The organism is Flavobacterium sp. N3904 (genome assembly GCF_025947305.1).
GTDB lineage: Bacteria > Bacteroidota > Bacteroidia > Flavobacteriales > Flavobacteriaceae > Flavobacterium.
On record NZ_CP110009.1, the window covers coordinates 1,233,977 to 1,255,181 of the forward strand.

The following is a 21,205-nucleotide window of genomic DNA, read 5'->3' on the forward strand; positions in this document are numbered from 1 at the left end:
CAATTTATATAAAACGAGCTTAAAAACAGCTATAGAATTGGCAAAAATCATCAGAGATAATTAATGAAAAGTTATTTATGAATTGTTTTATTATTTTATGTACAGAATTGGGAGAAAACTCAGAATTTGCTTAAATTTTATTTTATAACAGTTTCACCACAATAGTGAGTGGATGGTTTGTGGAAATAGGTTCTTTTAACCAAAAATATCTTTGGAACACTGCTGCCGAGTGAGGGATGGGCTAAGCTACCGTAGTAGCAGTAACAGCCCGACCCCGTTGAGGAAAGGGGCTGTATAAGCAGCACCAAAAGCAAGCCCCTTTTCTCGATGGGGGCACTCCTTAATGAAGATTATGGGTGTGTTATTGAATGTCGGTGTTGTATTGAGGACTTAGATTTTTTAGCATATCGACGGTCATCATTTCCAGATCAAATTCGTGTTTCCAACCCCAGTCTTCTCTGGCGCGGGAGTCATCTATGCTGGCAGGCCAGCTGTCGGCTATTTTTTGACGGAAGTCGGGAACATAAGTTACCTCCAATTCTGGGATGTGTTTTTTGATTTCGGCAGCAATTTCGGTTGGGGTAAAACTCATCGCAGCCAGATTATAGGAAGAACGAATCTTGATTTGTTCTGTCGGCACTTTCATAATGTTGATGGTTGCGGCAATGGCATCATCCATGTACATCATGGGCATTTTGGTTTCGGAGGTCAAAAAACATTCGTATTTGCCATCGCTCAAGGCTTTGTGATAAATATCTACCGCATAATCTGTGGTTCCTCCGCCAGGCAAAGTGGTCCAGCTGATTAGGCCTGGGTAACGAATGCTTCGAACATCGACACCAAAAATGTTGTGATAGTATTCACACCATCTTTCGCCAGATTGCTTGCTGATTCCGTAAACGGTGGAAGGCTCCATTATGGTGTATTGTGGGGTATTTTCTTTAGGAGTTGTTGGCCCAAAAACGGCAATACTGGAAGGCCAAAATATCTTTTTTATTTTTCCGGCTTTGGCCAAATTCAAAACGTGAAATAATGAGTTCATGTTCAAATCCCAAGCAAAAGCAGGGTTTTTTTCGGCTGTTGCAGAGAGTAGTGCGGCCATCAAATAGACATCGGTGATTTGGTGCATTTCTACCAAATGTTCGATTTGGTTAAAATCCAAGGCATTGACTACTTCAAAAGGTCCTGAATTTACGACATCGTTATTCAGTTTTCGGATATCCGAAGCGATAACATTGTCAGTGCCATAAATCGCTCTAAGTTGATGAGTCAATTCAGTTCCAATTTGCCCGCAGGCGCCTATAATCAATATTTTTGGATTCATCGTACGTTGTTTTGAAATGCAAATATAACGATTTCGTAAATTATGAGAAATAAAGATAGTAATTTTTATCAATATTGTAAAAATAGAGGCAAAATTGCCAAAAGCTCGTAATTCTTCATGTTATAATTTTTGATTACTATTGCCATTGAAATTGATTTTTGCTATTGCTATTACTATTGTGATTGCCATTGATATTCTGATTGTCATTGTAAATTTACTTTGTAACTTTGTGGTTCAAATATTTTAGAAATGAACAAGAAATTAACGCTGCTCTTTTTGGTGCTATTTATGCAGTTTTCGTGTAAAAATAATAATGAAGAACGTATAGCCGATAACCTAAGAGATACTAAAAAGAAAGAATTAATTTTTACTACGATAAATAAAGGCTGGACCTTTTATGATACCCCTATTAATCCAACTTCTGAAGCATACTTAGCGACTTGGCCAGAATGGCGCGCCTTTATGGCTGAGTTGGCGGTTAAACCAAAAAAAACAATTGGTGCTTTTCAAAAGAAAGCAAAGGCCTTATCTGCCAAAGCAATGGCTTTGAATACCAATATACCGTCTCAATTTGACACACCACAGATAAGAAGCAGAATTGCCACTTTGATCACACAAGTACGAATGTTGGATTTATATATCAATCTCGATAAAGTTTCAGACAAAAAAGTGACCAAACTGGTTGCAGAGATAAACCTGGAGCTAGTTTCTTTGCAAAGACAAATGGATAAGATAGTAGAGAAAAGCAAAATTCCTATGGAAGTTGGGGAGTCAGAATTATTGCAAATGCTGGATACCGCAAGAGCTATTCCTTCGGGAAACCCAACTATACCGGGTAATCCTGGAGGTGCAACTATTCCAAAAAATCCAAATACACCGCACGTTGAGTAAATCTGCTATATACTCGGTTTATGATTCTTCTCCCAAAACGGCACAGATTACAACTCGTTTGCTGGAAAATAATTCTGTAAAAATGCAATTGGAGGGCTTGTTGGGATCGGCTGTTTCGTTTGTGATTCAGTCGCTTTTTAAGAAAACAGAATTACCCTTTTTAATTGTATTTAATACTAAAGAAGAAGCTGCTTATTATTTGAACGATTTGGAGCAAATGATTGGCGAACAGGATGTGTTGTTTTACCCCGGTTCGTTTCGCCGTCCCTACCAAATTGAAGAAACGGACAATGCTAATGTTTTGCTTCGTTCCGAGGTACTCAACCGAATCAATTCCCGAAAAAAACCAGCCATAATTGTTACCTATCCCGAGGCTCTTTTCGAAAAAGTCGTGACTCGAAAAAATTTGGATAAAAACACCCTGAAAGTAAGTTTGGGCGATAAAATTTCGATTGATTTCCTAAATGAAGTTTTATTCGAATACGAATTCAAAAGAGTTGATTTTATAACAGAACCAGGTGAATTCTCCGTTCGGGGAGGAATTGTCGACGTATTTTCGTTTTCGAATGACAATCCGTACCGAATAGAGTTTTTTGGGAATGAAGTCGAAAGCATCCGTAGTTTTGATGTAGGCACTCAATTGTCATTAGAAAAGCAGAAAAAAATCACCATTATACCAAATGTTGAAAATAAAATTTTTCAGGAAAACAGAGAAAGCTTTCTGGATTATATAGCTGAAAGAACGGTTTTGTTTTTTCAAAATACCGAGAATCTTTTATACGAATTGGACAAGCAATTTGGCAGAGCCGAAGAAGCATTTGAGAAATTGTCCAAAGATATCAAACACGCTACGCCAGAACAATTGTTTCTGAACCAAAAAGCATTTGTAAAAAGAGCTTTGGATTTTTCGGTAGTAGAATTCAATTCAAAACCTGTTTTCAAAATAGCCAAGAAGTTTGAATTCCACATTCAGCCGCAACCATCGTTCAATAAACAATTTGATTTGCTGTTGAATAATCTGAGTGAGAATCAATTTAATGGATTCAAAAATTATTTATTTTGTTCGAACGAAGCACAGGCCAAACGCTTTCACGATATATTTGAAACCTTAGACGAAACAAATTCAGAGAATATCCGCAAACAATACAAGACCATTGTTTTGCCTTTGTACGAAGGTTTCATAGATACCGAAAACCAAATTGTCTGTTATACCGATCATCAAATTTTTGAACGCTACCATAAATTTAGCATAAAAAATGGCTATTCGAAAAAGCAGAATCTAACGTTAAAAGAACTCACAACGTTATCCGTAGGTGATTATGTAACGCACATCGACCACGGAATCGGAAAGTTTGGAGGGTTGCAAAAAATTCAGGTTGAAGGCAAAACACAGGAAGCGATTAAACTGGTGTATGCCGATAATGATATTGTGTATGTGAGTATTCACTCGCTGCACAAAATTTCGAAATACAACGGAAAAGACGGAACGCCCCCAAAAATTTATAAATTAGGTTCGAATGCATGGAAGGTTTTAAAACAAAAAACTAAAGCAAGAGTCAAATATATTGCATTCAATTTGATTCAATTGTATGCCAAACGTCGATTGGAAAAAGGTTTCCAATTTGCTCCCGACAGTTATTTACAAAACGAATTGGAAAGTTCGTTTATCTACGAAGACACACCCGACCAAACCAAATCGACCCAAGAAGTCAAAGCCGATATGGAAAGTGAGCGCCCGATGGATCGCTTGGTTTGCGGAGATGTTGGATTTGGTAAAACTGAAGTTGCTATTCGTGCTGCTTTCAAGGCGGTGGACAATTCAAAACAAGTGGCGGTCTTGGTTCCAACGACTATTTTGGCGTACCAACATTTTCGAACTTTCAGCGAAAGATTAAAAGATATGCCGGTTTCTATCGGTTATTTAAACCGCTTCAGAACTGCCAAACAAAAAGCCGAAACCCTGAAACAATTGGCCGAAGGCAAACTGGACATAGTGATTGGCACACATCAATTGGTTAACAAAAATGTAGTTTTCAAAGACCTTGGATTATTGATTGTCGATGAGGAACAAAAATTTGGGGTTAATGTAAAAGACAAACTCAAAACCATTGCTGCCAATGTTGATACCTTGACTTTGACGGCAACGCCAATTCCGAGAACCTTGCAGTTTTCGTTGATGGCGGCAAGAGATTTATCGGTAATTACGACACCTCCGCCAAACAGATATCCTATAGAAACCAATGTGGTTGGTTTTAATGAAGAACTGATTCGAGATGCGATTTCGTATGAAATTCAGCGCAACGGACAGGTTTTCTTCATTAATAACCGAATCGAAAACATAAAGGAATTTGCCGGAATGATTCAGCGCTTAGTGCCCAATGCCCGAGTGGGAATTGGACACGGACAAATGGAAGGCGCTAAACTCGAGGAATTGATGCTCGCCTTTATGAACGGTGAGTTCGATGTTTTGGTAGCGACCACCATTATCGAAAGTGGATTGGACGTTCCGAATGCAAATACCATTTTCATTAATAATGCCAATAATTTTGGTCTGTCAGATTTACATCAAATGCGCGGTCGAGTAGGACGTAGCAACAAGAAAGCGTTTTGTTATTTCATTTGCCCGCCCTATTCTCACATGACCGAAGATGCCCGTAAACGAATTCAGGCGTTGGAACAATTCAGCGAGTTGGGAAGCGGATTGAATATTGCGATGAAAGATCTCGAAATTCGTGGTGCGGGAGATTTATTGGGAGGAGAGCAAAGCGGTTTCATCAACGATATTGGATTTGACACCTACCAAAAAATCATGAACGAGGCTATTGAGGAATTGAAGGAAAACGAATTTAAGGATTTATACCCCGAAGAAAGCAATATCGAAACCAAAGAATATGTAAAAGACCTGCAAATCGACACCGATTTTGAGTTGTTGTTTTCAGACGAATACATCAATAATGTAACCGAACGTTTGAGTTTATACAACGAGTTGAGTGCTGTGAAAAATGAAGAAGAACTCATTGTTTTTCAAAACAAACTGATTGATCGTTTTGGCCCAATGCCGCCAAGAGCACTTGCTTTAATGAACAGCATCCGCATCAAATGGATTGCAACCAAAGTTGGAATTGAAAAATTGGTAATGAAAAAAGGCAAGATGATTGGTTACTTCGTCTCCGATCAACAATCGGATTATTATCATTCGACACGTTTTCATAAAGTGATTCAGTTTGTGCAAAAAAACAGTACTATTTGTGTAATGAAAGAAAAGCAAACTCCAGCAGGATTACGACTTTTATTGACTTTTGATAATGTGAAGAATACAAGGAGGGCTTTGGAATTGATGAAGTTGTTGGGAGGGGAATAAAATAATGACTTGGTCAATTAAAAACAGACTAAATAAATATATTTATGAAAACAAAACATTCAACATTCCTACTCCTTTTTTCAGCCCTATTATTTATTAACTGGAATACCTTTCAAGAGAAATGGATACCAGAAAAACATTCGAACTATACAATATTTTACACATCAAACGATATACAAAATAAAAAGGAATATAATAAACTTGTTGAGAGTGGGATCATTTCTGTAAAAAAGTTTTTTAATTCATCCTACTCCAAAAAATTTAACGTTTATATTCATCCTAATAGAAAATCATTAGACAGTACTTGGCAAAAAGATTGGAACATGCCGGATTTTAAATCGGAGTGTTGGATGGTGGCTAGCGGCGTTGGTACAAAATTAGATGTTATTTCCCCTAAGCTTTGGGACAAAGAAGCCTGTGAGCATATTTATTCGCAAACAACAAACACACAACAGTTAATAACTCATGAATTAGTTCACGTTTATCATGGACAATTAAATACTAGCCCAGACTTTAGTAATGTGGAAGGAATAGATTGGTTTGTTGAAGGTTTGGCGACATTTGCTTCCGGACAATGTGATTCAACCCGCATAAAAGAAGTAAAAAAAGCAATTAATGAGAATAAAATCCCCAAAAGCTTGGATGATTTTTGGACAGGTAAAATTAAGTACGGCCTTTCTGGTTCTGTTGTCATGTTTATAGATCATAAGTATGGACGACTTAAACTTAAGGAAATTTTAGAGACAAATAAAAAAACAGAACTTTTATCGATACTTAGAACCACTGAGCCCGAATTATTAGAAGAGTGGAAAAAGTATATTCAAAGTTTATAATACCAAACCCAAATAATTCGCAGAACATTTTCATATAATGTGAAAAATACGAGAAGAGCTTTGGAACTGAAGGAGATGCTGGGAGGGGAATAAAAGGAAGTTTTGTTCGTAATTTACTTTTTTTAGTCTAAATTGTATTCATTCTTTATAAAACGATTTTGTTTATAGTTCCATTTTTCAATAAAAATAGTATCCCCTATGAAAAAAACAATCTTAGTAGTTGCACTTTTGATAGTTACCTTTTCTACGACTTATGCGCAAGAAATAAGTTTTGAAATCCCCGATTACAACTTAATCAAGAAAAATATTGAAGATAAAAACTCCAATTATTATTATCCCAAATTATTGGAAAGAATGATTGCTAATGATACATTATTGACTAACGAGGATTATAGACATTTGTATTTTGGATATGTTTTTAATTCAAAATACGATGCTTATTTTAGGTCGCCAGACGAAGAAAAATTGAAAAAATATTTAAGTAGTGATACCATAGCCAAAAAGGATTATGACGAAATAATAAAATTAGCAGAACATTCCATAACTGTATTCCCTTTTGATTTACGGCAAATGAATTATCTCGGTTATGTTTATCACTTAAAAGGAGATAATGTAGCCGCAATAAAAATATCAAATCGATTTCAGAATATTTTGAAAGCAATATTGTCATCAGGAAATGGAGAAAAATGCGAAACGGGTTTTAATGTAATATCGGTCAGTCACGAATATGTTTTCTTGAATATGTTTCGATTAGAATCCAGATCACAAAGCCTGGTTGGTGATTGTGATTATTTGGCTTTTGAAAAAGGAAAGTACAGCATAGACGGGATGTATTTTAATATCAAAAAGATGTTAGAAAACGAAGCAAAACATTTTAAATGAAATTTTAACTTGGAATTTGAAAAAAAGGAGTTTCCACAGAATTACAATTTTAATTTCTATATTTGATTTTTACAAATTCATTTTTCATGAAATTAAAATCAATTGAAGAGTTCTATCAGGAAATTTCTGGAGACTCTGGTACAGAATCGAATGCATTATTACCCAAAGGAATTCAAAAAGAAATCGGACATTTCAATGTTTTCAGCACCAAAGAACTTTACGAAAGGCTAAAGGAAAAACCGGTGATGCCTTATGACCGAAGAGCCTATTATAAAATAAGCTTGATACAAGGGAAAAATAGAGTGGAGTATGCAGATCGGATAATTGAAATTGAAGAGAATGCTCTTTTGTTTGCAACACCCAAAATCCCGTATAATTATGTTCCAAAGGATACACAACAATCGGGGCATTTTTGTGTTTTTACTGGTGAGTTTTTGACCAAGGACAAGAGCGGAATCGACTTGGATAAGCTGCCAATTTTTCAAACGGATGGCTATCCTGTTTTTCAGCTGACACAGGAAGAGTCTGATACAATTGAGTTAATTTTCAAAAAGATACATCAGGAAATCAATTCCGATTATGTGTATAAATACGATTTGATTCGGAACTATGTGGCGGAGCTGATTCATTTTGGACAAAAGCTTCAACCCGTCACGGCTTTGTATTCTAAGCACAATTCGGCTGCCAGAGTCTCTTCCTTATTTGCAGAATTACTCGAAAGACAATTCCCAATAGAGTCGCCTAGACAGCGATTGGAATTGAAATCGGCCAAAGATTTTGCTGCACGTTTAGCCATTCATGTCAATCACCTCAATAAAGTTTTAAAGGAAAACACAGGAAAAACCACAACCGAATTAATTAGCGAACGATTGATTCATGAAGCTAAGGTTTTATTAAAGGAAACCGATTGGAACATTTCGGAAATTGCTTATTCCCTAGGTTTTGAAGAGTTGGCGCATTTTTCTAATTTTTTCAAGAAGCAAACCACATTGACTCCTATTTCTTTTCGAGTTTAAATGACCTGATTTGAATTTTGCAAACTCTGGATTGATATTTACAATTCTGGAGCTTTATATCTGCACTAATTTTGTCCTATAAATTTAAAACAAAATTAATGATGGAAAATAAAAAAAGTAAAATAGCATTAGTAACTGGAGGAAGCCGCGGTCTAGGAAAAGACATGGCTTTGAATCTAGCTCAAAAAGGGATGGACGTCATTTTAACTTTCAATAGCCAAAAAGAAGAAGCTGAAGAAGTAGTATCCGAAATCGAAAAATTAGGACAAAAAGCAGTCGCCATTCAATTGAATGTTGCTGAGGTGAATAGTTTTGATCTGTTTTTTCAAAAAGTTTCAGCAACTTTAAAAAATACTTTCGATACAGACAAAATCGATTTTTTAATCAACAATGCGGGAGTTGGTCTTCACGAAAGTTTTTCGACAACCACTATAGCACAATTTGATGATTTGGTTAATATTCAATTCAAAGGCCCCTTTTTTCTAACCCAAAAAGCATTGGAAATATTGAACGATGGCGGCGGAATTGTAAATATTTCATCTGGATTGACCCGTTTTTCATTTCCGGGATATTCAACGTATGCGAGTATGAAAGGAGCAATGGAAACGTTGACGAAATACCAAGCAATAGAATTGGGAGCTAGAAAAATTAGAGTGAATGTTGTGGCACCTGGAGCGATAGAAACCGATTTTGGTGGTGGGGTGGTTCGAGACAATGAACAGCTAAATCAATTAGTTGCTTCATTGACCGCTTTAGGGCGTGCTGGTTTACCCGATGATATTGGAAGCGTTGTTGCCTTTTTGTGTACTGCTGATGCCAAATGGGTAAATGGACAGCGCATTGAAGTTTCGGGAGGGATGAATTTGTAATTATCTACGAAGTAAATTTCAGGTACAGATTTCACTAATTTTCACTAATTACTCAGTGGAAATTAATGAAATCTGTATTTTATTTTTTTATCGCGTCACTTCGTCAATCAAATAAAAAATGGATTTAAAATCAATACCGCTCATCTTTTCAAAACCAATTTCGCAGGTTCTACTGGTGGAATAACCTTTTTTGCAGTTAGCAGGAATTTGCTCTTTTAATTCACGCAATCCGTGTTCATTCAGTTCCGGAACAAGGAAGCCTCTATCACCAGCAAAACCGCAACAATTGCTGTCTATAATGGTTACATTGTTGGCGCAGAGTTGGGATAAGGCTAGCAGTTGATCCATTTTTCCAATTTTTTTAACAGAACAAACTGGGAAAACAACTACAGCGTCTTTTTTGTTTTTTATAGTCAATAGTGGCATCACATAATCCAACATAAATTCAATAGGATCTACTATTTTTAAGTCGCTTTTAAACTCTTCTTTTGAATGGTAAAAACAAGGACTCATGTCATACAAAATGGGATATTTTCCGTTTTCTGAAACTTTCAGAAGGTCTTTTTCTAAAGCTTCGGATTGTGCATGATTGGCTTCGGCATAACCTTTGCTCGAAAACGGCATACCGCAGCAATGCCTGTCTAAAGCTTCAGGATAAATTATCGTAAAACCGGCACGGACCAATAATTGATGTGTTAATGCAGTCAGTTGCAAGTCATCGGAATCTTGAAAACTATTTTTACCCATGCTTCTATTGATACACGAAGGAAAGTAAACTACTTTTAAATCAGTGGTTGTATTCATTTTAATGCTTTTGATTCAAGTTTATTTTATTGGCTCCTTTTGGCATTTCGGGAATCCATTTCGGAAGTTTTCCAAAGGAGATAAAATGAGACGCATTGGATAAAGCTGTCATGATAGTGGTGCCAAGAATGGCGTGAAAAAAAGAAACAATTTTTAATCCACCTCTCAAAATCGCCGTAGTTCCCGCCATATGAGAACCAATATAACCCGCCACTTTTTTATTACCTGAATCCAATTCATTGGCGCGCCATTCTTTTACAAATTTTCCCGTATCAATATGTACTGGACAGGCCAAAGCACAAAGGCCATCGGTTGCACAAGTCTCATCGAGCTGATAAGTGACGTCTTTTCGAATGTCGGCCAATCGCTGTGGATTATCATTTGTGCCCTCTAATCGGCTAATTTCTCGTGCAATCACAATGCGTTGTCTTGGTGATAAAGTCAACCCTTCGGATACACAATGCGGTTCACAAAATCCGCATTCCATGCATTTGTCAATAATGACATTGGATTCGGGGAGTGGTTTTAAATTTTTGAGATGTGCTTTAGGGTCGGGATTGATCAGGACATCGGGATTTATTTTATTATTGGGGTCAAAAATAGTTTTGATGCGTTTCATGATTTCGTAGGCAGCCGTTCCCCATTCTTTTTCCACAAAAGGTGCCATGTTGCGGCCAGTTCCATGTTCAGCTTTCAAAGAACCATTAAAACAATCGACCACCAAAACAGCCAATTCGGACATTAATTTTTCGTAACGATCCACTTCATTTTGGTTCGAAAAGTCTTGGGAAAACACAAAATGCAGATTTCCTTCTAAGGCATGGCCAAATAAAACAGCATCGTGATATTCGTATTTTTTAAACAAATCTTTCAATGCTAGACAAGCATCAGCAAGTTGAGGCAAAGGGAAAGCTACGTCTTCAATAATAACCGTTGTTCCGTTTTTTCTGAGTCCGCCAACAGTTGGTAACAATCCTTTTCTAGCTTTCCAATTAAAATAATATTGTTTGGGATTTGAAGTGAATTCGTATTCTGAAAAAGTGGGAATAGATTCAATTTCTGAACGAACTTTTAGTTGTTTTACCAACATAGCGTCCAGATTGTTATCCCGACATTCGACTAATAAAGCACAAGCCGATTCCGGTAATGTTTTGAAATAACTTGGAGCATCATCATCATTTTCTACAGAACGAATCGATTCTCTGTCTAATAATTCAACCGCAGCAACTGAACTTGATTTTAATAAAATTGTGGCATTGCAAGCGTCCTGAATCGTATTAAAAATTAGCAAGGAACAGGATTTGTACTTTTCGTCAATTACTGTCCTGAAAGTCACATTCGAGATAAAAGCCAGCGTGCCTTCTGATCCTACCATCAGATGCTTGATTATATCAATAGGATCCTGATAATCGACCAATGCATTGATGCTGTATCCGGTGGTATTTTTTATTTTGAATTTATTTTTGATCAAATGATACAGCGTTTCGTTGCTTTTTATTTGATCTCTAAGACTTTCAATTTCTTGAATTAAAGCAGTTTTATTTTTTTTGAAAGCAGTAACACTCTCTTCATTTGCTGTATCCAGAATAGTTCCATCATTTAATACAATTCGGATATCTGCAATGGTTTGATAGGAGTTTTGAGCCGTTCCGCAACACATTCCACTAGCGTTATTAGCAACAATTCCACCTATCATGGCCGCTCCGATAGAAGCAGGATCAGGGCCGATTTTCAATCCATGAGGCGCTAAGTAATTGTTGGCTTTGGCACCAATGATACCAGGTTCGAGTTTGATTTTTTGGTTGTTATCCAAAAGTTCAAAATTTTTCCAACCGTGAGTGGCAACTACCAAAACCGAATCTGTAATGGCCTGACCGGATAAACTGGTTCCTGCAGCCCTAAAAGTCAAAGCAATATCCAATAATTTGGCTTGTTTAATGATTTCGATTACTTCGGCTTCATTGTGAACCAGAAGTACAATTTTGGGAATCAATCTATAAAAACTCGCATCGGTTCCATAAGCTAGAGTTTGCAACGGATTGGTCAAAATACGTTTGGGATCAATAGATTGGGATAAAATGTCTTTTAACTTTTGATAGGATGGGGCTAACATAGCAGATGATATTTGGGAAAATGTAAAATTAACGATTACAAAGTACTTATTGTAATTTCTGCGTCTTTTCTATCTTTCTGGTCAAAATAATTTAAGTTTTGGTCATAAAAAAAACGAAGCGCTTGGCTTCGTTTCTATTATAAAGGTTATAAATTCTTAATTTTTTAAATCTTTAATCACTTTAAAAGCAACATCTACCTCATTTTCGCTGACCAAAATAGTAAACTCATTTGATGTTGAAATTACCTCATTGATGATAATTCCTTCCCAAGCCAAACGTTGAAAAATGAAATAGTAAATTCCGGGAACAACGATATTTTCTTTTGGCAATTTTACGGTTATCGAAGCCAGATTATCCAGTTTTTGAATCATTTTTTCGGCAGCAAAATGTTTTTCAACCAAATGATTGACGCTGTTGCTAACAACAATATTGGTTTCATTTACACCTTTGGATGAGGTATAAAAAATATCTGGCAAAGAATTAATGTCGGTTATTAAATCGGCTTGTTTGTTCAAAACAGTGTCCGAAACGGCAAATGTATAATCCGTTAATGCAGAGCGTACTGTGATTTCTCCTATGTTTTTTATTACTTTATTGATCTTGTGATTCAATCTAAAATCCAATTCTTCAGTCAATCGTTTTAAGGCCATTACTACAGCTCCTTGTTTTACCTCTTTTCCAAACTCACTTTCCAATTCGGTCATAATATTTCGTGACAAAGAAGTCAAATTGATGATTCCAAGTGACAATGCATTCAATAAAAAAGGTTTTGTTTTGATGTAATTTTCAACGATTGAAGAAACTGTTTTCATAAGGTATAGTGGTTTGTACGTAGTTAATACTTAGTTTTTGGTTCTAAATTCGTGACAAATATACATAAAAAACAATTTGTTACAAATATAACATTGTTAAATTTCTTTAAAAATAAAAAAAAGCATCGATAAGGTGTTCAATTGCAAAGGATTTACCCTCTGGATGGATGGCAATGATATCGAAACGCACGTCAATATCCAGATCTTTCTCGATTACGTAGGCATCTACGGCTTTTACCAAAAGTTGGATTTTTTTTGGCTTTACAAAATCTTGAGGCAAACCAAACTCGAGGGATGAACGGGTTTTGACCTCCACAATGGCAAGTGTGTTTTCTATTTGGGCAATAATGTCAATTTCAGCTTTCTGAAACGTCCAGTTGGTGTTCAGAATAGTGTAGCCGTTTTTTTTGAGGTACTCCACGGCAAGATCTTCTCCCAGTTTTCCAAGTTCGTTGTGTGCGGCCATTGAAAATAGTGTTCAGTTTAGAAAGGTTTGATAAAGCTAAATTTAAAAATAAACAAGTGGGATTCTTCAATTATGACAAATCCCCCCTTTATGGGTTAGGGGGCAAAAATCACCGTATTGCAATTTTCGTTGACATCCATACTCACAATGTTGCCCATAATCAGGGCTCTGTTGTCGTGAACGTGTCCTGCAGGGAAATTGTATAGAATAGGAATATTGTATTTTTGGGTGACATCTTGAACAATTTCATTGGCATTTTTTCCCCAGGGAATGTCGTTGTCTTTCATTTTGGTCATTCCTCCCACAATAATTCCCTTGATGCTTTCGAGACAGCCATTGCGTTTCAGATTCATCATCATGCGATCAATATGATAAAGATATTCGTCCAGATCTTCGATAAATAAAATTTTATCGGTACAATTGATAGCCGATTTTGAACCCAATAAACTGTATAGAATGGATAAATTTCCGCCGACTAATTCTCCTGTTGCTTTCCCAAAACGATTCATCGAAAACGGATCAATTTGGTATTCCAAAGGTTTTCCAAATAAGGCCGTTTTCAAAGTTTCTATAGATTCGGGTGCCGTTCTTTCGACACTTACTGGCATGGTTCCATGAATGGATTTGTATCCCATTGTGTTGAGATGATTGTGCAAAACTGTGACATCACTAAAACCCACAATCCATTTTGGGTGCTGTTTAAATTTGGTAAAATCCAATAAATCGATCATGCGCACTGTTCCATAACCGCCACGGGCACACCAAATTGCTTTTATATTTGGATTGTCCAATTGATGCTGAAAATCGGCAGCACGTTGTTCATCTGTTCCTGCCAATTGATTAAGGTCTAAACCTATTGTGCTTCCAATAACAACTTCCAAACCCCACGAATGTAGTAAGTCAATGGTTGGTTTTAAATTGTCATCGACATTTTTTCTGGCCGTCGCCACAATGGCAATAGTATCTCCTTTTTGCAAATAAGGTGGTGTAATCATAGTAGTTTGAGCTTGACAGTTTATAGATTGTAAAACAAAAATAAGCAATAGCATTGGATACAAAACACATTGTTTTTTTTGAATAAAAGAAAATGGGCTGGCATTCATGCTTTATTTTTTGGAAATGGATTCTCAGTTAAAGCAAAGATATACATTTCTTAAAGACAATAAATAATTGTAATCAATTTACTATTTTTACCAAAGACAAATGTTACTATAAATTTATTTTAATGATTAGAAAAGTACTTTCTTCCCTATTTGTGTTTCTTTTGTTGTTCAAAGGCCATGCACAAAACAAATCTTTTGTCATTCATACAGTGGCTTTCTACAATTTTGAAAACTGTTTTGACACCATTAATGATCCCGAGACCAATGACGAGGAGTGGACACCAACTGGAGATCAACATTGGAACACTAAAAAATACCAGCAAAAACTAGAAAATTTAGCTAGGGTTTTATCTGAAATTGGGACTTCGGCAAATCCCAATTCCCCAACATTCATAGGTGGTGCCGAAATTGAAAACCAAGGGGTTTTGGAAGATTTGATCAGGCAACCCAAAATGATTGACAAGGATTATGGAATTATCCACTTTGATTCACCCGACAAACGAGGGATAGACGTCGCCTTACTGTATCAAAAGAAGCAATTTCAGCCGACGAGTTATGCTAATATTCCATTGTATGTATATAAAGGGGAGCAACCCATTAAAGAAACTTCAAAAGCAGATTCTCAAGAGGATTTGGAAACTGAAGATCTAATACAACTCAACACCAAAAATTATCGGGTTTACACCAGAGATCAGTTGCTGGTAACGGGTTTTTTGAATGGGGAAGAGATTCATATTATTGTCAATCACTGGCCATCCCGTTCTGGAGGAGAAAAGAAAACAAGCCCGTTTCGCGAGGCAGCGGGAACCTTAAACAGAAAAATTATTGATTCGCTGCAACACATCAATCCAAATGCCAAGATAATTACGATGGGTGATTTAAACGATAGCCCTTTCAATAATAGCGTAAAAATTGCTCTGGGTGCTAAAGGAAAAATTCAGGATGTTGGGGAATTTGGAATTTACAACCCATTCGAAGAAATGGCCAACAAAGGATTGGGAACGATTGCTTTTCGGGATTCTTGGGATATTTTTGACCAAGTTATGGTTTCGGGTTCGCTGTTGCAAAAGGATTACAACACGTTCCAATATTGGAAAGCGGGGATCTACAACAAACCTTTCTTAATCCAAAAAAGCGGTAAATACAAGGGGTATCCGTTGCGGCATTCACTTACCGAAATTGGTTTTAGCGACCACTTTCCGGTTTATATTTATTTGATAAAAGAAAAAAAGTAAAGTTGGATTTTAGAACTTAACCGCAAGGTTCACAAAGAAAATTTGTGTATTACTGTTTAAAGGCGGAAGGTTCGCAAAGCTTTGTGGCCATTGCGTAGGACCTTGCCAACTTGGCGGTTAATTTTACAAATGTTTATAATTCAAAACGTTTCCCTTGTTCCGGGAATAGAAGTTGTACTCCAAGATCATTTTGTTTTTGCAATTGCTCTTTAATTTTTATACTATTTTTGGTTGGTGGTTTCATGTGGGTAATAATAATTTTGAAATTCTTCAAAGCTCCTTTTCCAGCCAATTCTTCCAGTTTGTGGAGTTCTCTCATTAAATGATTGGGAGTTAAATGTCCAAATAAAGAGGTGTCTGGTTGTTCGCTTGGAAATGAAACTTCGATAAAAATTCCTCTCAATTTTTTTTGCTGAAGCAAAGGAGCGACAGCTTTCCACAATTCACTTAGATCATTGCTTTTTTCAACCGAATCAGGACCTGTGTCACCAAGATATAAAATAGCATCATTTCCATTTTGTACTAAAAAGGCCGTGCTTTCAAAAGGATTTCCATGACTTAACGGAAATGCTTCCACAGTCATAGAGGTATTGGTGATTTTGGTTTGTTCTCCAATACCTAGGGTTTGAAAATGATATTTTTTTAACTGAAAACCCATACCTTCATCTCCAAAATTAGCCCAAGTTTCTCCATTAAAATAATGCTTTTCCATCATTTCCATACACTTTTTGGTGGCATAAACCGTTTTGGAAGAATCTGCAGGTGAGTTAATAATCAAACCCGAAACATGATCGAGATGAGCATGGGAAATAAAATAGCCTTTTATGTATTTCCTTAAAACTTCACTTGTTGAAACCTTAAAAACTTTATTCGAAATTGCTTTTTCAATCCCTGCGTTTATAGTTCCCGCATCGAGACAGATATAATCATGAGTATTGATCGGAGCCACCAAATAAGCCGAGAGATTTTTTTCGTCTATTCCTCCCTTTACACCCAAAGGGACTACATCAAAAGCCGCTTTTTGTGCCAACATTTGTATTGATATTAAAAACAAACCAATAAAGTATCGATTAATAGAAGTCATGTTTGAAATTGTTTTAGAATTTTATTACAGTTTATAAAATTACTTCCTTCTTTTATAATGAGTGTGTTTTTTTGTAAAAATCAGCTTCAACCCATTAAAATGCTATAATTTTACTATTCTTTAAAGTAAGGGTTGGGTGTTTATAAAAAGGCAAGTTTTATGTCAAATTTGATTTTAACATCCCAAGAGCAATAAAATTGACCTTAAAATAATATCTTTACGCAAAAATATAACAATTTTAACTAAAAAAGTTACAATGACAACAATAGCAAATCAATTTGGGATGAAAGAGGCATTAGTGCAATTGGGAGTTAAAACCATAAACGAAGGAACTTCAACAGGGATTAATCATTTTTCAAACGGAGCAATTCTGGAAAGTTTTTCACCAGTAGATGGTCAATTAATTGCTTCTGTAAAAATGAGTACACCGGCAGATTACGAAAAAGTAATGCAAACGGCTACCGAAGCTTTCAAAACATTCCGATTGATGCCAGCACCACAACGTGGGGAAATTGTGCGTCAGTTTGGAGATAAATTGCGCAAAAACAAAGAAGCTTTAGGTAAATTGGTTTCTTATGAAATGGGTAAATCATTACAGGAAGGATATGGTGAAGTACAAGAGATGATTGACATCTGCGATTTTGCAGTAGGATTGTCACGTCAATTGCACGGATTAACGATGCATTCCGAACGTCCAGGACACAGAATGTATGAGCAATACCATTCTTTGGGAGTTGTGGGAATCATTTCAGCGTTTAATTTTCCAGTAGCGGTTTGGGCTTGGAACACTGCTTTGGCTTGGATTTGTGGTGATGTTTGCGTTTGGAAACCATCAGAGAAAACACCTTTGTGCGGGATTGCCTGTCAAAATATTATTGCTGAGGTAATCAGAGAAAACAACCTTCCAGAAGGGATTTCTTGTTTGATTAACGGAGATTATACAATAGGTCAATTAATGACTGCTGATAAACGTGTGCCTTTAATCTCGGCTACGGGTTCTACTCGAATGGGTAAAATTGTAGCACAAACTGTTGCAGGTCGTTTAGGAAGATCATTATTAGAATTAGGTGGAAACAATGCAATCATTGTAACACCGGATGCCGATATCAAAATGACGGTTATCGGTGCTGTTTTTGGAGCTGTTGGAACTGCTGGGCAAAGATGTACTTCTACTCGTCGTTTGATTATTCACGAAAGTATTTATGATAAAGTAAAAGATGCTGTTGTATCGGCTTACGGGCAATTAAGAATCGGAAATCCATTGGACGAGAAAAATCACGTTGGACCGTTAATTGATAAACATGCCGTTGAAATGTACAACCAAGCTTTGACCAAAGTGGTTGCCGAAGGCGGAAAAATTCTGGTTGAAGGTGGCGTGCTTTCTGGAGAAGGTTACGAAAGTGGTTGTTATGTAAAACCTGCAATTGCCGAAGCAAAAAATTCATTCGAAATTGTACAACACGAAACGTTTGCTCCGGTTTTGTATCTAATCAAATATTCTGGAACTGTTGAAAATGCAATTGATGTTCAGAACGGAGTGGCACAGGGATTGTCTTCTGCTATTATGACTAACAATTTGCGTGAAGCTGAACATTTCTTGTCTGTAGTAGGATCGGATTGTGGAATTGCCAACGTAAATATCGGAACTTCTGGAGCCGAAATTGGTGGAGCTTTTGGTGGTGAAAAAGAAACAGGAGGGGGTAGAGAATCCGGTTCTGATGCCTGGAAAGTCTATATGCGCCGTCAAACCAATACAATCAATTATACAACCAGTTTGCCATTGGCACAAGGAATTAAATTTGATTTGTAAACAACAATAAGGTATAATCAAAAACTAAAAACCCCTGCAATTGCAGGGGTTTTTGTTTGAACTCTAAAAAAAGAATTTACTATGTAATTAGTCTTTCGCTTTTTCTTGGGCCGCTTTTACTTGTGCTTGTTGAGCAGGCGTAAATTGTGTTGGTCCAAGATTGATAGTAAGGTTGTTTATTGTTCCTGTAAAATCAAATGGCAATTTATAATCCGCTGCATTCAACTCTGTACGAAGGTCAGTTCCTACATCAAAAGTTTCATCAGATACCTGAAGGAACGAGATAGAATTTGGTTGTGTATGAGAATCTACGACAACACCGTCTACTTTTAATGTTCCAGTTCCGCCCTTGGCAATTCCTGGTCCATCATAAACATAATCATAAACAATAGTATGCTTTCCTGGAGTTAGCGCTTGTTTTCCTGCCCAGCGGTATTGTGCCAGAATAAGCATGTTGTAGTCAAAAACAGGGATACCATTCAGGATATAAAGTCCCCATCCGCCCCAACGGCCTCCGGTTGTTACAATCATACCGTTACCACCTCCTTGAGGTACGGTAACTTCAGCAGTTACAGTATACGATCTGCCTAAAATACTAGGAGAATTTGAAGTCGCAATACCGGGATTGACACCAGTATATGTAAATACAGTTCTACCTGCTGTACTACTAGGTCTTGGTTCGATAGCACGTGCAAAAGAACGGTTGTCTAACGGATATACATTGTATTTTTTGGCTTCCTGATCAAAGATATTCTGCATCTCTTTTAATTTTGCAGGATTTTTTGCTGCAAGATCGTTGTTTTGAGAATAATCGTCATTCAGGTTATAAAGCTCCCATTTGTAATCTGCAATTGGAGGCAATGGTGCGTTCAATACCCATGGTCCATGAGGCGGTACTGTATTGGCATACCATCCGTTGCTGTAAATACCGCGATTGGCAATCATTTCAAAGTATTGCACTTTGTGTGTGGTTGGTGCGTTGGCATTTTCTTTCTTGAAAGTATAGACCATACTGGTTCCTTCAATAGGTTTTTGCTTGATACCATCAATTTCTTCCGGTTGCCCTACACCGGTAACTTCCATAATTGTAGGCATGATGTCGATAACATGGTGAAATTGAGTACGAATTCCTCCGATATCATCAATATGACCCGGCCAAGAAATGGCCAAACCTTGACGCGTTCCTCCAAAGTGAGATGCAATTTGTTTGGTGTATTTAAAAGGAGTGTCAAAAGCCCATGACCAGGCTACAGCCATGTGAGGATAGGTTGCTGCAGATCCCCATGCATCGTAAAACTTCAATTGGTCAGCAATTGGGAAATCAAGGATACCATTATATGATGTCCATTGGTTTGGAGTTCCAGAAAGAGTACCCTCTGGACTGGTTCCGTTGTCTCCACAAATGTAAATAATGATAGTGTTGTTCAGTTGACCCATATCTTCAACTTGTTGAATCACACGGCCAATTTCATAATCGGTATAGGCTGCGTATGCTCCATAAACTTCCGCCTGACGGGCATACAATTTTTTTTGATCTGCAGTAAGTGAATCCCATGTTGGAAGGTCAGCCGGCCATGGAGTAAGTTGTGCATTGGCAGGAATAACGCCTAATTTTTTCTGATTGGCAAAAATCTGCTCTCTCATTACGTTCCATCCCATGTCAAATTTCCCTTTGAATTTTTCAATCCATTCCGCTTTTGGTTGGTGGGGGGAGTGTGTTCCTCCAGGAGCATAATAAATAAAGAACGGCTGACCAGGATCTGCAGCCTGCAATGCTTTCATACGTGCAATTGCCTGATCTGCCATGTCTGTAATCAGGTTATAATCAGGTTTTCCTATCCAAGGAAAAATTTGGGTATGATCCTGAAAAAGATATGGTGAGTACTGGTCTGTTTCTCCGCCCTGAAATCCGTAAAAATAATCAAATCCCATTCCGGATGGCCATTGATTGAACGGTCCGGATACACTATAGGTGTAATCAGGTGTGTTATGGTTTTTTCCAAACCAGGAAGTAGCATAACCATTTCCTTTGAGGATCTGCCCAATAGTTCCGTTGTCGGTCCCCATAATGGAGTTGTAACCAGGATATCCTGTAGAAAGTTCTGTAATTACTCCAAAACCGGTGGAGTGGTGGTTACGACCTGTAAGTAATGCAGCACGTGTAGGCGAACATAGAGCTGTAGAGTTGAACTGCGTATAACGCAATCCGTTTTTCGCCACACGATCAAGTGCCGGAGTTGGAATAACACCACCAAAAGTTCCGCTTACACCATATCCTTGGTCATCTGTCATGATCAATAATACGTTTGGCGCTCCTTTTTTTGGAACAACACGTGGTGGCCACCAAATTTTGGAATCGGCAACAGTTGCTCCAATCTTACTGTCGTCAGTTGGCTGTGGTGCGGGAATTTCTTTGCCGCTAATGGTTGTCGTAGCACTCGGCGTTCCTGGCGTACCAGTAGTCTGGATCTGTGCTCTGGCGGAAGGCGAGATGGCCACCAGAAGTGTTCCCATAAACAGGAACATCAATGATTTTGTCTTGTTTTTCATAAATACAAATAGTTAAATGGATGATTGTTTGTTTGTCTAGAACAATAAGAG

General features: G+C 37.2%; 16 protein-coding genes. 8 read left to right on the forward strand and 8 right to left on the reverse strand.

Features of this window, described 5'->3' with window-relative positions:
• Positions 1 to 361: 361 nt before the first annotated feature.
• The gene (locus OLM57_RS04975) at positions 362 to 1,324 is read right to left on the reverse strand and encodes an L-threonine 3-dehydrogenase (RefSeq protein ID WP_264566134.1); all 963 of its coding nucleotides are present in this window, start codon (positions 1,322 to 1,324) and stop codon (positions 362 to 364) included.
• Between the two features lie 249 nt (positions 1,325 to 1,573).
• On the opposite strand from OLM57_RS04975, the gene OLM57_RS04980 reads away from it, so the two are divergent.
• The 6 genes from OLM57_RS04980 to OLM57_RS05005 all read left to right on the forward strand — a co-directional run bounded on the left by OLM57_RS04980 (position 1,574) and on the right by OLM57_RS05005 (position 9,176).
• Positions 1,574 to 2,215 carry a DUF3450 domain-containing protein gene (locus OLM57_RS04980; RefSeq protein ID WP_264566135.1) on the forward strand — a complete coding sequence of 214 codons (642 nt, stop codon included), beginning with the start codon at positions 1,574 to 1,576 and terminating at the stop codon, positions 2,213 to 2,215.
• Positions 2,208 to 5,576, forward strand: coding sequence for a transcription-repair coupling factor (gene mfd / locus OLM57_RS04985; protein ID WP_264566136.1), 3,369 nt, complete (start codon positions 2,208 to 2,210; stop codon positions 5,574 to 5,576). Before OLM57_RS04980 ends, mfd begins: the two co-directional genes overlap by 8 nt.
• A 44-nt stretch (positions 5,577 to 5,620) precedes the next feature.
• On the forward strand, positions 5,621 to 6,409 hold the full coding sequence (locus OLM57_RS04990; RefSeq protein WP_264566137.1) for a hypothetical protein: 789 nt from the start codon (positions 5,621 to 5,623) through the stop codon (positions 6,407 to 6,409).
• 198 nt (positions 6,410 to 6,607) lie between these two features.
• Positions 6,608 to 7,291 carry a DUF4919 domain-containing protein gene (locus tag OLM57_RS04995; RefSeq protein WP_264566138.1) on the forward strand — a complete coding sequence of 228 codons (684 nt, stop codon included), beginning with the start codon at positions 6,608 to 6,610 and terminating at the stop codon, positions 7,289 to 7,291.
• An 86-nt stretch (positions 7,292 to 7,377) separates the two neighbouring features.
• A complete protein-coding gene (locus OLM57_RS05000) occupies positions 7,378 to 8,307 on the forward strand; it encodes a helix-turn-helix domain-containing protein (RefSeq protein WP_264566139.1) in 930 nt (309 codons plus the stop codon).
• Positions 8,308 to 8,405: 98 nt separating this feature from the next.
• Entirely contained in the window at positions 8,406 to 9,176 is a 771-nt protein-coding gene (locus OLM57_RS05005; protein WP_264566140.1) for an SDR family NAD(P)-dependent oxidoreductase, read from the forward strand.
• A gap of 87 nt (positions 9,177 to 9,263) precedes the next feature.
• Here OLM57_RS05005 and OLM57_RS05010 read toward each other — a convergent pair whose 3' ends face one another.
• The 5 genes from OLM57_RS05010 to OLM57_RS05030 form a co-directional block, all read right to left on the reverse strand.
• Entirely contained in the window at positions 9,264 to 9,980 is a 717-nt protein-coding gene (locus OLM57_RS05010) for a (Fe-S)-binding protein (RefSeq protein WP_264566141.1), read from the reverse strand.
• A 1-nt stretch (position 9,981) separates the two neighbouring features.
• Complete coding sequence (locus OLM57_RS05015; protein ID WP_264566142.1) at positions 9,982 to 12,093, reverse strand: FAD-binding and (Fe-S)-binding domain-containing protein; 2,112 nt, start codon at positions 12,091 to 12,093, stop codon at positions 9,982 to 9,984.
• 156 nt (positions 12,094 to 12,249) lie between these two features.
• Positions 12,250 to 12,906, reverse strand: a complete 657-nt coding sequence (locus OLM57_RS05020) for an aspartate kinase (RefSeq protein WP_264566143.1) — start codon at positions 12,904 to 12,906, stop codon at positions 12,250 to 12,252.
• A 106-nt stretch (positions 12,907 to 13,012) separates the two neighbouring features.
• Positions 13,013 to 13,372: a YraN family protein gene (locus OLM57_RS05025; protein ID WP_264566144.1), complete on the reverse strand. Its 360-nt coding sequence runs from the start codon at positions 13,370 to 13,372 to the stop codon at positions 13,013 to 13,015.
• Positions 13,373 to 13,467: 95 nt separating this feature from the next.
• Positions 13,468 to 14,367 carry a S66 peptidase family protein gene (locus OLM57_RS05030; RefSeq protein WP_264566950.1) on the reverse strand — a complete coding sequence of 300 codons (900 nt, stop codon included), beginning with the start codon at positions 14,365 to 14,367 and terminating at the stop codon, positions 13,468 to 13,470.
• Positions 14,368 to 14,597: 230 nt separating this feature from the next.
• Between OLM57_RS05030 and OLM57_RS05035 the strand changes: the two genes are divergently transcribed.
• Positions 14,598 to 15,710 (forward strand): endonuclease/exonuclease/phosphatase family protein, encoded by a 1,113-nt coding sequence (locus OLM57_RS05035; RefSeq protein WP_264566145.1) that lies wholly within the window; start codon positions 14,598 to 14,600, stop codon positions 15,708 to 15,710.
• Positions 15,711 to 15,843: 133 nt separating this feature from the next.
• Here the strand turns inward: OLM57_RS05035 and OLM57_RS05040 are convergent, their stop codons facing one another.
• Complete coding sequence (locus tag OLM57_RS05040) at positions 15,844 to 16,794, reverse strand: MBL fold metallo-hydrolase (RefSeq protein ID WP_264566146.1); 951 nt, start codon at positions 16,792 to 16,794, stop codon at positions 15,844 to 15,846.
• Positions 16,795 to 17,050: 256 nt separating this feature from the next.
• Between OLM57_RS05040 and OLM57_RS05045 the strand changes: the two genes are divergently transcribed.
• Positions 17,051 to 18,604, forward strand: coding sequence for an aldehyde dehydrogenase family protein (locus OLM57_RS05045; RefSeq protein WP_264566147.1), 1,554 nt, complete (start codon positions 17,051 to 17,053; stop codon positions 18,602 to 18,604).
• A gap of 87 nt (positions 18,605 to 18,691) precedes the next feature.
• On the opposite strand, the gene OLM57_RS05050 is transcribed toward OLM57_RS05045, so the two are convergent.
• Entirely contained in the window at positions 18,692 to 21,154 is a 2,463-nt protein-coding gene (locus OLM57_RS05050; protein ID WP_264566148.1) for an arylsulfatase, read from the reverse strand.
• Positions 21,155 to 21,205 lie beyond the last annotated feature (51 nt).